Origin of the sequence: Maribacter vaceletii, from assembly GCF_003634105.1 — a bacterium.
GTDB classification, from domain to species: domain Bacteria; phylum Bacteroidota; class Bacteroidia; order Flavobacteriales; family Flavobacteriaceae; genus Maribacter_B; species Maribacter_B vaceletii.
The window spans coordinates 140,262-153,554 of sequence record NZ_RBIQ01000010.1; the positions used below are offsets into that span (position 1 = coordinate 140,262).

Below are 13,293 nucleotides of genomic sequence, written 5' to 3' on the forward strand. Positions count from 1 at the left end.
CTACTAAAATTATATTGTACCTAAACACCAATTAACGAACGGTCTAAATGTACATAGCCTCCATCTACAAAAACATTTTGTCCAGTGGTATGAGATGATTTTTCGGATATTAAAAAAAGCGCTGTATTAGCTATTTCTGATGGAGTTGTCATTCTTTTCGCTAAGGGTATTTTGTCTTCAATTTCCTTTAAAATTTTTTGACCATTTGGTTGTTTATCAACCCAATTTTGATAGGCAGGTGTCCAACTTTCAGCTATTACAAGACAATTAACTCTAATTTCATCACTTATTAAATCTACCGCCCATTCTCTTGTAAGACCTAAGACTCCTCCTTTAGCTGCTGCATAACCCGAAGTATTTCCCTGTCCGGTAAGCGCTACTTTAGAGCCTATATTTAATATACTACCTTTGCTCTTTTTTAACTCTGGCAAAGCAAACTTTGTGGTTAGAAAGTAGCTAACTAAATTCAATTTTAATGAATACATAAAATCATCATAGCTGCAATTAAATCCTGCTCCATCATTCACACCTACATTATTAATTAAAGCATCTATTCTACCGTATTTTTTAATTACTTTGTTTATGGCTACTTCAATTTGATTTGGCTGAGTCATATCCGTTTGTATAAATATTGAATCAACACCCTTATCATTTAGCCTCTTTTCATAGTTAAAACCTCTTTTATTTCTATCAACCAAAACAGGGATAGCACCTTCTTCTGCCAAAGTACGCACAATAGTCTCTCCAATACTTCCTTCCATTCCGGCTGCTCCAGTAACTATTACGACTTTGTTTTTTAAGTTTAAATCCATGATTACTAATTAAAATTCTACTAATATTTTCATTACTGACCCTGGGTTTTCTGACCAAGAATTAATTTCACTAGAAAATTGATCAGGTGTAATTACTTTAGTTATGAGTTTTTCACTATCATCATTGTCTTTAAGGTAATTTATTACAGCTTCAAAATCTAGTCTTGTTGCATTGCGGGATCCTCGCATATCTAATTCTTTCTGAACAAATAAATGTGTTGGAAAAGCAATTTCTTTACCTGCATAACCAATAAATACAACTCTTCCTGTAAATGCCACTTGAGCGATTGCTGTTTGATAGGTTTTAATATTTCCAGCTGCTTCAATAGTGACACTGGGGCCAAAACCGTTGGTTAACCTTAAAATTTGATTTTCAAAGTCGCTATCCATAGCATTAATCGTATGAGTAGCTCCAATTGATTTTGCAATTTTCAATTTTCTTTCATCTATATCAACAGCTATTACTTTAGCTCCTCTCAAGACGCTTCGAATTATTGCCCCAGCACCAATCATACCACAGCCTAAAACCATTACAACATCATTATCAATAACTTCTCCTCTAGCAACGGCATGAAAACCAACAGAAAGTGGTTCTACTAGTGCTAATTTTTTTCTACTAAGTCCATCGGCAAATAACAACTTGCTAAACGGAACATTATGAAATTCCGTCATAGCTCCATCTCTTTGAACACCCAGAGTTTCGTTATATTTACAAGCATTTGTACGACCGGTTTTACATGAGTAACATTGTCCGCAATTGGTATATGGGGTACAAGTAACTTGCCTTCCTACATACTCCTTTGAGACACCTTCACCTGTTTCAACTATCTCTCCACTTATTTCATGTCCTGGTATTCTAGGGTATTTAACCATAGGGTTTTTGCCCATATATGTACTTAAATCTGAACCACAAATACCAACGTAATAAAGCTTTATTTTTACTTCCCCTTTTTGCAATTGCTTATCCTGAACTAAACCTACAGAAGCGTTCCCTGGGGCATTGATTATAATACTTTTCATTGTTATTAGTTTTTAAAATCCAACAGCTGCTCCACCATCAACTGGTAGTAAAACACCATTTATGTATGCCGAAGCTTCTGATCCTAAGAAAATAGCAGCATTTCCAATATCTTCTGGTTTTCCAAAATTTTTAAATGGAATCCTATTCAATATTTTATTTTTTCTTTCGGCATCTCCATCTAATGCTTTATGTAACATTTTAGATTCAATCCAACCAGGAGCAATTGAGTTTACCCTAATACCATTAAGAGCATAATCAGCTAAAAGACCTCGCATTAAACCTAACATAGCGGTTTTAGCACTAGTGTATGCTACTACTTGCGTCATAGCCATAATACCCGTCATAGAGCTAATCATAATTATGGAACCTTTAACGTTGTACTTTTTCATGGATTCCATCACCTCTCTACTTAATGTAAAAGCACTCAATAAATGTGTTTGAATAACACTTAAAAAGCCCTCATCTGTTGTTTGAGATACAGGAGCCTTAAGATGAATACCTGCATTGTTCACAAGAATATGAATTGCACCATGTGATCTTCCCATTTCTTTGATTAATTCTTTAATTTTAGATTGATTTGTAATATCGAAAACATAATACGATGCGTTTTCTCCTAATTCACTTATAGCATTCTGCAACGTAACTTCTGTTCTGCCAATGATTATAACTTTAGCTCCTGCATTAACATAGGCCAAAGCTATACCAAAACCAATACCTGAACCACCACCAGTGATTAAAGCGGTTTTTCCTTTTAGTCCAAACTGAGATATATTCATTTTAATAAAATTAACTTGGAAGACAACCAGGTTCCAGGTTGCCAAATTTTTTGTATGCTAATTGAAATTCCTGATGCCATAAAGCTTCACTCTTAGTTAAGTTTCCATTACCAATCTTAACAATATATTCTTCGAGTAATTTTGCTATTTCATCTATAGTTTCTTTTCCTTCAATAATAGAGCCCGCATTAATATCCATATCATCTTCAAGATTTTTAAAAGTCTGAGGGTTAGCACATATTTTTATAACTGGAGATACAGCTGACCCTACTACTGAACCTCTTCCTGTAGAAAACAAAATAATATGAGCTCCACAAGCTATTAATTCCGCAATTTCTGCATTATCATTAGCATTAGGCCAACCGAACATAGGCGATCCATCTGGTACAACATCTAATAAGTACAATCCATTTTTTGGTGGTTGAATAGTAGGTTTTATAATACCATTTATTTTAGAGTTACCACTTTTACTGTAGGCTCCCATAGATTTTTCTTCTATAGTGGTTAAGCCTCCTTTGGCATTGCCATCAGAAAAACTTCCAAAGCCCATATTTTGATAGTATATTTTAGCTTTATCTACAGTTTTAATTAATTGTTCTGATAATTCTGATGTTTCAGCCCTTTCTGCCATGATATGTTCACAACCTATAAGTTCTCCTGTTTCTTCAAAAATAGCTGTGATACCTTTCTTTAAAAGATTATCGAACGTTTTGCCAATTACAGGGTTTGCTGTTATACCGCTGGTGGCATCCGACCCACCGCAAATGGTTCCTATACTTAACTCATTAAACGCCATTGGGACTTGCGGAGTTTCTTTTAAAATACTGATTTGTTTTTCTATCCAATTTTTACCTTCTTCAATAGACAACTTACTTCCTTTTGATTCTTGAATAGTAATTGTTTTAACAGAACGCCCTGATGCTTTTATAACTTCTCGTAAATTTTCTTTATTTAAATTTTCGCAACCTAATGACATAATTAGCACTGCACCAACATTGGAATGCGTACATAACGCTTCCATCATATTATTAGCGTAGGTGTTTGGAGCACAACCATGAAACCCTATAACGTGTACACCTTTCTCTCGATAGGGATATTGAATTTCGCGTGCCACATGATGTGCACACTCAACAGTATAAGCTACCAAAATATAATTTCGGATGCCTTTTTTACCATCTTGTCTTAAATATCCTTTTAACATTATTTTTTTGTAAATTGTTTCATATATAAGCTTTCCATGTTTTGAGTATGAACATGGCTTCCCGCTAAAATATGCTGGGTTACTATACCAATAGAAACACCGTATTTAATTATTTTTTTTTCTTTTTCAATTGGCATTAAAGCTACTTTATGACCAAAATCAATATTATCCAGCAGTTTAATACGCAATGAATTATGAGAGATAATATCACCTTTCTTAAGGTTTGATAAAGCTACCCCTACATTATCCGATGTATGTAAACATATTACCTTATTCATAACTACATGATACCAAATGTTTCATAAGCCTCAACTGTTGACATACCGTTTTCTAAAGCTTTTTGAACCGTTTTTTCTCCTCTAGATTTTTCCAAAGCTAAAGTAAAAGCCTCCTCAACTGCATTGTTAGGCACAATAATAACACCGTCCCTATCTCCATAAACTACATCACCTAGCTCCACACGTATACCTCCAAACTCAATAGGAGAACCATAATCAATAACCTTCCCTCTTGGCCCTTGATCCTGAGCATAGGTACCCGCAGAAAATGTTGGATAATTTAATCTAAGAATTTCATTTGTATCTCTTGTATACCCATTAACTACAACACCTGCAGACCCCAATTTAATTGCCCTTGTACTCATGAGACCTCCCCACATAGCGTAATTAAGAGAGCCACCAGAGCATATATAAACATCATTTTGTTTTAGGCTATCTAAGGCTTCAAACATAATACCAAATGGCTTTGCCATTAGGGGATTAGATCCTCCATCTAATTTTTCTGCAAATACATCTGCTTCTAAAACTGGCATTGCTCTACCTATAACTACCATATCATTTGATAATGGTTTTATTTGTTGCGGTAAGAATTGATGTAACAATCCCATTTTATCCATAACGTCACCCACTAAGGCTACAAACAACTCCTGTTTTGCTAGTTGAAACAACTGGTTATCACCTTTCCAAAGATTCATATTTTTAAGCTTTTATTATTCTAAATTTTATTTAATATTATTTTAACCAAGAGCGTTCAATATCCTCAATGGTTCTTCCTTTAGTTTCTGGCATCATAAATTTAATAACTAATAGAAGTAAGCACAATTCCAACGCAAATAACAAGTATATTACCCCTGGAGATGTAACATCTTCAATTATAGGAAATACTTGCGCTACTAAAGCACTAGTAATCCAAATACAAACAGTAGCCAAGGCAATGGCTTTGCCTCTTACTTGGTTCGGAAAAATTTCTGAAACTATAACAAACTTAACAGGTCCAATAGCACACGCAAAAAATGCAATGAAACTGTTAATAGCTATTACAATAGGCCACCCTGTAATATTGTTCATAAACAGTATTCCTATAGAGACATGAGAAAGCAAAGCTCCAATAGCCCCCACAGTTAATAATTTGCGTCTTCCTGCAGAGTCAATAAATCCTAAAGCGAAAATGGTTGCAATAAAATTTACAATGGCTATGGATGCAAAACCGCCTAAAGAACCTCCTAAATCAAAACCAGCGCTTTCAAAAATTTGCGGGCCATAATAAAAGATTACAGATACACCGCAAGCCTCTGATAGTATACAAATAAGTACTGCAAGAATTAATGGCTTTTTTAATTTTTTTCCAAATAAATCAAAAAACTTTACTTTACTATCCTCATTAAATGTTTCTTTAATTTCAGAAAGTATTTCCTCTGCTCTTTTACTCCCATTTATTCTAGTTAATATACTTTTAGCTTCTTTGTCTTTATATCTCTTTATTAACCATCTTGGACTTTCCGGAATAAAAAATGTACATCCTAGAAATAAAACTCCAGGAATAGCCTCCGCCATAAACATTAAACGCCAATTTTCATTTACAACAAACAACTTCCAAAAAGGAGAAAGTGTATTTGAATTTACTTGCGATTCTGAAAAATTAAAAATACCCCAATTAGAAAAAACACACATAACAATTCCAATGGTTATAGTAAGTTGAAAAAGAGTTACCATCCTTCCTCGCAGGTTTTCAGGAGCAACTTCTGAAATATACAATGGACAAACCATAGTTGCTGCACCTATACCTAATCCGCCTATTAATCGGGCAATTATTAAATCTAGCGGGCTAGAAGCCAAACCACTCCATGAAGCAGAGATAAAGATCAAAATAGATGCCATCATTAAAGTTTTTTTTCTACCATAATTATCAGAAATTGGACCTGCAACCCCTGATCCAATGGCACAACCCCAAAGCACACAACTTACATAAAAACCTAATTGTACTTTTGAAAAATTAAACTGCTCAACTACTTGAGTGTTTGTTCCTGAAACTACAACAGCATCATAACCAAAAAGTAAACCTCCACAGGCTGCCACTATACATATAAACCATAAATACAAAGAGGATTTTTTAACCTCAGTAGAAGTCACTTGTGTCATTTTTGTTTAATTAATTAGATTGGTATAAAATTATTAAATACTTCTTCTAATAATTTATGTTTTATCGCTAAAAATTACACTAAACTACCCAGTTTTTAATATAAAATAAATATTTTTGGGTAATTTATGCAATTATATGAAGCCACAATTTATTCAAGTACCAAAAAAAACCAACACTTCATTATATATATCTAATGAAATTGTTCCTTTTTTTTATAATCCATTTCATTTTCACCATAAATTAGAGCTTACATACATTGTAAAAAGTGTTGGGACACGGTTTATAGGTAATAGCATGATGCGATTTAAACCAGGAGAATTAGTTTTGGCTGGTTCACTATTACCGCATTGTTGGAAGAATGACCCAGAATATTTTTCAAATGCTTCTATTTTAAAAGCCCAAGCTATAGTGGTTCATTTTGATTTTAATTTTTTAGGGATACCCTTTTGGAATGTACCTGAAATGCAAAAAATAAACCATTTACTTGTTCAATCTAAACAAGGTCTTTTATTTAGCGAAAAGACAACTAAAAACATAAAAAAAAAATTATTTGAGCTTCAAAAATTATCAGAATCACAAAAAGTTGTAGAGTTTTTAAGTATATTAAATGTTTTAAGTGACGATAAGGATAAAATTATTCTAAGTACAGCTCTGGCTAATCAATTTACAAATGACAAAAATTTAAAAAGACTAAATAGGGTTATCGATTATATTTCAAATAATTTTACAGAAGATATTACAGTTAATCAACTTGCTGAAATTGCCCACTTAACCCCTAATGCTTTTTGCAGGTATTTTAAAAAACATACTCGTAAAACGTTTAAGGTTTTTTTAAATCAATTACGCCTAGATTATGCCTGTAAATTAATGCTTGAAGAACAAATAAGCATGGCTGAAATAGGTTATAAATCTGGTTTTAATAATACCTCTCATTTCATAAGAACGTTTAAAAAAATAAAGGGTATTTTGCCTTTAAAGTATAAAAAGGCTATTACAGGTATTTAATACCTTTTTATAGGTCTGGTGGACTATAAATCAAATTTAAAAGATTTTAATTAACCTTTGGTTTTAATCAGCCAATGATAGAGATTAGCTAAATATTGATTATCAAGTAGAAAGTCATAAATCTTTTTTTATCATACTAATTATTTCTATTCTTGTTAATATCCTATTATTAGTAGACTCATATTAAAATCAACAGAGATAATGATTAATTAGATCGGGGAAATTTCACCTTATAAAAAGTTAGAGTAACATACACACTTGTTTCACCTTTTATTACTCATTTAGGGCAAAGTCAAAAATTTCTATAGTTGACTTTTATAATACCCAAAGCCAAAACTCTTAATTCTGCTAGACCTCTTAAACGACCAATTGCAGAATAACCACTATAAACATTAATATCTTTTAGGTCGTCTAACATTTGATGTCCATGATCAGAACGCATGGGTAGATGCAAGCCTCGTCTCGTTTCAACTTCAATAATAGCTTTGACCACTTCGTACATATCTGTTGAACCTTCCAAATGGTTATCTTCAAAAAAACTGCCTTTATTTTCAAGCCTAACATTCCTGAGATGTATGAAATGAATACGATCACCAAACATTCTTATCATTTTTGGCAAATTATTATCAGGATTTGCACCTAGAGCACCCGTACAAAATGTAATTCCGTTTGCAGGACTATCCACAAAGTTTACCAAATCTTCCAAATCTTGTTCTGATTTAATAATCCTCGGCAAGCCCATTATATCTATTGGTGGATCGCCCGGATGGATTCCCATAGTCATGTCATTTTCCTCGCAGACTGGTATAACTTCCTTTAGAAAATAGGATAAATTCCTCTTCAAATCTGAATGTGATAAATTATCATATTGTGCAATCATTATTTTAAAAACCGGTATTGTTAAATCATTTACAATTCCAGGAAGTCCCATTAAAATCCTTTCTTGCAAGTTATGCTTTTCTTTAGTTGTCATTTCTGAAAAAAGTATCTCTGCCCTCTTTAATATATTCGAAGTATAAGCTTCCTCTATCACTTCGACATTCATAATATATTTTTCAAAAATTGCCATTTCAACTTTATCAAATCGTAGAGCCATACTACCATCTTCTAATCCCGTCATCTTGCCTAAATGAAACACGAAACTTTTCTTTTAAAAGTCTTACATCATCGCTTATCTTTTTTTCCAAAACCCTTGCGTAAACTTGAGTAGTTGAAATTTTAGTATGACCTAATAATTTTGATACAGTTTCAATAGGAACTCCATTTGAAAGTGTTACTGTGGTTGCAAAAGTATGCCTTGCCGAATGAAAGGTTAGATTTTTATTGATATTTAAAGAACTAGCTATTTCTTTTAAATACACATTTACTTTCTGATTAGAATATACTGGTAATAATTGTCCATTATTCTTTTCCGAATAAGAACTATATTTTTTTAGAATATCCCATGCTATATCAAACAATGGAATCTTTACAGGTTGTTCATTCTTCTCACGACGGGTAAATATCCAATAGTCACCGTCTATTCCTTTAAATATATTTGACTCGTTCAAATTTTTAACATCAGTATATGATAATCCCGTATAGCAGGCAAACAAAAAAACATCTTTAACAATCTGATGCCCATTATTATCAATTACTGCCTCTCTAAAATCTTTTAGTTCATACTTGGAAAGAAATTCCTTTTTATACTTACTGAATTTAAGTTTATAACGTGCAAATGGATTTTTGTCCAACCATTCCAAGTCCATGGCAAAATTCATTAATTTACGAAGTCTTTCCAAATGCTTCATTATACCATTATTATTTAATGGGCTAGTATTTTGAAGTGAAGGACCTTTTCTTAAATACTGCTCAAAATCGATAATGAAACTGTAATTCAAATGCTTTAAATAGATATCGGCTGTTTTCTTTTTCTTAATGAGAAATCGTTTTAAATATTTTTCGGTAGTGTAATAATTTTTTAAGGTTCCTTCTTTCAGTTTACCCTGCATATTTTCATTATGGTAGAGCACTAAATCCAATAGAGTTTTGTGTTCCTCGTCTTGACCGACGAACCTAGCCTTTACAGAATTAGAAGTAACTAACTCAAAACCAGAAGTCAACTGCTTATAACACAATAACAACTTAGCCTTTACTTGATCCAAATAGGCATTCAACTCCTTACCTTCGGGTGTCCTGGAGCTTGTTTTCTTGGATTTGGCATCCCAATAGGTAACCGATGTTTCTCGTTTTAAACTGATTTCTGCACGCTTTCCATCTACTGTTACTCGCGCATAAATGGGGGCTAAATCATCTTTTTTCTTGGCTAAATTCAACCAAAAATGAATACTGAAAGTTCTTGAAGTCTGCATGTTCTCGCTTTTAATGAATACTCGATTTGTTTACGAAAGTCAAATCGAAGCGAAAGTCAAACGCTAAGTAGTTACAATGTAATGAAAAAAATCGGTTCAAAATAGGTAACCGAATAGGTAACTTTTGTTTTGATATTAATGCCAATCAAATGAAATCAAAAAATATTCAATTCATTGAAAATCATTTGATTAGATATTTTTAGATTCTACTTAGAACCCTTTTTGTCGGGATGACAGGATTTGAACCTGCGACCACTCGACCCCCAGCCGAGTGCGCTACCGGACTGCGCTACATCCCGAAATTATAATTAGCAAAAATATTAAAGTTGTTAAAGACTTAAATAGTATTATTAAAAAAATTTAATCAGATTCTAATTCATTTACCCAACTAATTAATTTTTTGGACCATTCCTTTAAATGTGGCTTTTCTTTAGCTAAACTAAATCCATGTCCGCCTTTTTTATAAAGGTATAAAGAAGACATACCTTCTCCTTGTGTAGACATTAGCCCATGAAAAAACTCACTATTCTCTTTAGGTACAGCTTTATCATCTATAGCATGCACAAGAAAAGTTACAGGTGTTTCTTTATTTATATGTAGATGATTAGAATACGCATTAACCAAAGCCTCCGAAGGATTTTCCCCTAACAATTTCTTTTTAGAGCCTTTATGTGTTTTTTCTCCCATCGTTATCACAGGATAAATTAACGCCATAAAGTCTGGTCTTGCACTTAATTCATCTATCTTATCTATAGGTTCATAAACATTTTTATTATACTGCGTTCCTAATGTGGATGCTACATGACCACCAGCAGAAAAACCAATAATACCAATTTCATTTTTATCAATATTCCAATCTTCCGCCCTACTTCGAACTAACCTTATAGCTCTCTGAGCATCAATAAGAGGTACCGTATGTTTTTTAGTTTGTGTTTTATCTGACGGTAATCTGTATTTAACCACTATACCTGCTATACCATGGTTATTTAAAAATTTAGCAATATCCGTACCCTCCCAATCGTACGCCAATAAACCATAGCCTCCTCCAGGAAAAATTAACATAGCCTTGCCAGTAGCATTTGATTCATCAGGTAAAAAAACTTCTATAGTAGGGGTCTGAACATTTTTAATTCTAAGAATATTAGTTTGTTCATGAACTTCTTTCTCTTCCGTTTTTATATGGTTGGGTATTTTTCCTTCTGGCCAAAGTTCTATTACCCTTTCTTTAGATGCACAACCAAAAACAGTTAAAGACATAACAACAATTAAATACCTTTTAATACTAATGAACTTCATTGCAATCCCATTTAAAATTAGCTATTTTATCATTACTTGCAGAGCCTAAATTATAATGCCACCACTCTGTTCTAATAGACCAAAAACCATGTTTTTCCATGGTTTCTTTTAGCAATTTTCTATTATCTAAAATCTCTTTTGGTAAATCTAAATTATCATGATACGCTCTTTTTCCAAAAAAATCAAAATCTGTCCCCATATCTAGTTCTTTCCCATTTAGAGTTACTAGAGTAATATCTACAGCCCCCCCTTTATTATGAATAGAACCTTTTTTGGGGTTTGCTACATATTGTGGATTTGGTACAATTTTCCACATTTTATACTGCACAGAATTTGGTCTATAGCAATCATAAAATTTTATTTTTACGCCATTTTTAAGAAATTCTTTATTTGCCGCTATTAATGCTTTTGCTGTTTTTGCTCTTGTATAACATTCCGCGCAATCATACACCTTTGCTTTTAGAAAGTTGTTCTCTGTAGCATAACGCATATCGTATGCAAAATCATTACTATAATCTGCCAAACGTATAAAAGTAGAATCTGCAACTCCACTAAACGTTTTTAGTTTTTGCTCTTCTGGAATTATAATAGAAATTGATTTTTCTTCTTTAATGCTATCCGCAATAGCTGTCTTTAAATTTTCGCCTGGTTTAACCTCTTTTACTTTCTCTTTACAAGAGAAAAATACACAAAAACATAGGATAGCTAATACTCTCATTTTAATATTTAAAAATTGTGTGTTAAAAATAGAAAGATACTATTATTTTTAGAAATTGTATAAAACAAAAAACCAATTCCTAAGTAACTATAGGAATTGGCTTTCATGCTAAATTTAAACGCTTATTTTATTCTAAACTCTTTAAGTATTCTAAACTTTGTGGCACCTGTTCTACTACACTAGAAGACTCATCTTCAATAAACATATATTCTACTCCTAATTTTTTAGCTTCAGCAACAACACCAGCAATATCAATTTGTCCTGTGCCTAAAACTACATTAGTTTCTACATCTTCATGCCCTGTATTGTTCCCTACAACTCCTTTTTTCATATCCTTTAAATGTAGTAATGTAACTTTTTTAGGGTATTTTTTCATTAACGCTAAAGGGTCTTCTCCTCCATGTTGCACCCAAAATAAATCCATCTCAAAGGTGAAATTTTCTGCATTCTGCATCATATAATCAAATAGAGTCCCATCTTTATACGGTCTAAATTCATATCCATGCGCGTGATATGCTAGTGTTATTCCATTTTCTTTTAATAGCTTACCTGCTTTATTAAAAACCTCTGTAGCATGTTTGGTTTCTTCTATTGCAAAATCATTATCATTATGAGGTACCCAAGCACACATAACATACTTTGCTCCATAGGCTTTAGCGCTACTTAAAATCTTTTCTGGAGTGTCTTCTAATTCTTTAAAAGAGGCTCCAATACTGACCATATCTAAACCATTCTTTTTAAGCAACCCATTAAATTTTTTAAAAGACATTCCGTAACTATCTCCCCCTTCTATCTTAGTAATACCCCAGCTCTTTATAGTAGATAATGTACCTGGTATATCTGTTTTAAATTGGTTTCTTAAACTCCAAAGCTGTATCCCTATATCTTGAGCAGAACTTTGTATTGTTCCAAACCCTAAAGCTAATATTAATGCTGTTCTATACTTTTTACTAATTTTCATATTCTTTATTCTTAATTACGTTAATAAATTTCCATTTTCGTCCCATTTTGCAATGTCTGAACGCTTGCTTTGATCTATACATTTTGCGATCCATTCCTCATTATAAGAAACACCATGTTTTTCTAAAACATCTTGTGGAACACCATCCCAAATATTAGGTGTATTTCCTTTATAGCCAATATCTTCTATTCCTATTTTACTGGTATAATACCCAGTAAGCGTAAGATTTCTGATTAAAGAAAAGAATTGTACTTCTAATGGTCTTTTATTCTCAGGAACTTTAATATCTGGGTATGCAATTGCATCTAATATTTCTTTTTGTTGTGTTTCTATAGATGATTTAAATTCTGAGCCAAAATCTGTATTACATTTATGATCTAACCACATTAAACCACCTCTTAACTTTGGTTGATACTCTGGTATATCTTTTGACATAAACTCAATAAATTCTGGAACCTCAGCTTCTAAAGCACCACCAATAGTTGCAGTAGCTGGTAAAATTAAGTTACAAAGAACTTCTATAGTTTCTAACTCATGAGGGTTAAAAAATGTCTTTGCATTTAATTCTGCTATTAACTCTTTCTCTAAAGGAGTTCTTCCAAAATGTTTTTCATCTACCTTAACAGTAGGTGCAATTAATGACTCCTCGGATACTGGCTTACAACCATTTACAGCTAAACCTCCTGCAACAGAGCCAAGGATAATAGATTTTATACTTTTTCTTCTGTCCATTT

14 protein-coding genes and 1 tRNA gene are annotated in these 13,293 nt (G+C 32.7%); 1 reads left to right on the top strand and 14 read right to left on the bottom strand.

Annotation, left to right across the window (positions count from 1 at the left end; all coding sequences use genetic code 11):
- Nucleotides 1-20: 20 nt before the first annotated feature.
- Genes CLV91_RS13555 through CLV91_RS13585 form a run of 7 tightly spaced genes read right to left on the bottom strand, consistent with a single transcriptional unit; the run spans nt 21 to nt 6,227 of the window.
- Complete coding sequence (locus tag CLV91_RS13555) at nt 21-812, bottom strand: SDR family oxidoreductase (protein ID WP_121068761.1); 792 nt, start codon at nt 810-812, stop codon at nt 21-23.
- Between the two features lie 9 nt (nt 813-821).
- Nucleotides 822-1,832: a zinc-binding alcohol dehydrogenase family protein gene (locus CLV91_RS13560; RefSeq protein WP_121068762.1), complete on the bottom strand. Its 1,011-nt coding sequence runs from the start codon at nt 1,830-1,832 to the stop codon at nt 822-824.
- A gap of 12 nt (nt 1,833-1,844) precedes the next feature.
- Nucleotides 1,845-2,609: an SDR family NAD(P)-dependent oxidoreductase gene (locus CLV91_RS13565; RefSeq protein WP_121068763.1), complete on the bottom strand. Its 765-nt coding sequence runs from the start codon at nt 2,607-2,609 to the stop codon at nt 1,845-1,847.
- Between the two features lie 10 nt (nt 2,610-2,619).
- Nucleotides 2,620-3,810, bottom strand: coding sequence for a UxaA family hydrolase (locus CLV91_RS13570; RefSeq protein ID WP_121068764.1), 1,191 nt, complete (start codon nt 3,808-3,810; stop codon nt 2,620-2,622).
- On the bottom strand, nt 3,810-4,088 hold the full coding sequence (locus tag CLV91_RS13575; RefSeq protein WP_121068765.1) for a UxaA family hydrolase: 279 nt from the start codon (nt 4,086-4,088) through the stop codon (nt 3,810-3,812). The genes CLV91_RS13570 and CLV91_RS13575 overlap by 1 nt, the downstream gene beginning before the upstream one ends.
- 2 nt (nt 4,089-4,090) lie before the next feature.
- Nucleotides 4,091-4,783 carry an RraA family protein gene (locus tag CLV91_RS13580; RefSeq protein ID WP_121068766.1) on the bottom strand — a complete coding sequence of 231 codons (693 nt, stop codon included), beginning with the start codon at nt 4,781-4,783 and terminating at the stop codon, nt 4,091-4,093.
- Between the two features lie 37 nt (nt 4,784-4,820).
- On the bottom strand, nt 4,821-6,227 hold the full coding sequence (locus CLV91_RS13585; protein WP_121068767.1) for a sugar porter family MFS transporter: 1,407 nt from the start codon (nt 6,225-6,227) through the stop codon (nt 4,821-4,823).
- A gap of 136 nt (nt 6,228-6,363) precedes the next feature.
- Between CLV91_RS13585 and CLV91_RS13590 the strand changes: the two genes are divergently transcribed.
- Nucleotides 6,364-7,233, top strand: coding sequence for an AraC family transcriptional regulator (locus CLV91_RS13590; protein WP_121068768.1), 870 nt, complete (start codon nt 6,364-6,366; stop codon nt 7,231-7,233).
- 292 nt (nt 7,234-7,525) lie between these two features.
- On the opposite strand, the gene uxuA is transcribed toward CLV91_RS13590, so the two are convergent.
- The 7 genes from uxuA to CLV91_RS13625 all read right to left on the bottom strand — a co-directional run bounded on the left by uxuA (nt 7,526) and on the right by CLV91_RS13625 (nt 13,291).
- The gene (uxuA, locus tag CLV91_RS13595) at nt 7,526-8,353 is read right to left on the bottom strand and encodes a mannonate dehydratase (protein WP_121068769.1); all 828 of its coding nucleotides are present in this window, start codon (nt 8,351-8,353) and stop codon (nt 7,526-7,528) included.
- Complete coding sequence (locus tag CLV91_RS13600; RefSeq protein WP_121068770.1) at nt 8,331-9,584, bottom strand: site-specific integrase; 1,254 nt, start codon at nt 9,582-9,584, stop codon at nt 8,331-8,333. Before CLV91_RS13600 ends, uxuA begins: the two co-directional genes overlap by 23 nt.
- 225 nt (nt 9,585-9,809) lie before the next feature.
- Nucleotides 9,810-9,883 (bottom strand) — tRNA-Pro (locus CLV91_RS13605).
- Nucleotides 9,884-9,944: 61 nt separating this feature from the next.
- Nucleotides 9,945-10,880, bottom strand: a complete 936-nt coding sequence (locus CLV91_RS13610; protein ID WP_121068771.1) for an alpha/beta hydrolase — start codon at nt 10,878-10,880, stop codon at nt 9,945-9,947.
- Nucleotides 10,867-11,598, bottom strand: a complete 732-nt coding sequence (locus CLV91_RS13615; RefSeq protein ID WP_121068772.1) for a M15 family metallopeptidase — start codon at nt 11,596-11,598, stop codon at nt 10,867-10,869. The genes CLV91_RS13610 and CLV91_RS13615 overlap by 14 nt, the downstream gene beginning before the upstream one ends.
- A 127-nt stretch (nt 11,599-11,725) precedes the next feature.
- Nucleotides 11,726-12,559: a sugar phosphate isomerase/epimerase family protein gene (locus CLV91_RS13620; protein ID WP_121068773.1), complete on the bottom strand. Its 834-nt coding sequence runs from the start codon at nt 12,557-12,559 to the stop codon at nt 11,726-11,728.
- Between the two features lie 15 nt (nt 12,560-12,574).
- On the bottom strand, nt 12,575-13,291 hold the full coding sequence (locus tag CLV91_RS13625; protein ID WP_121068774.1) for a gluconate 2-dehydrogenase subunit 3 family protein: 717 nt from the start codon (nt 13,289-13,291) through the stop codon (nt 12,575-12,577).
- Nucleotides 13,292-13,293: the final 2 nt, after the last annotated feature.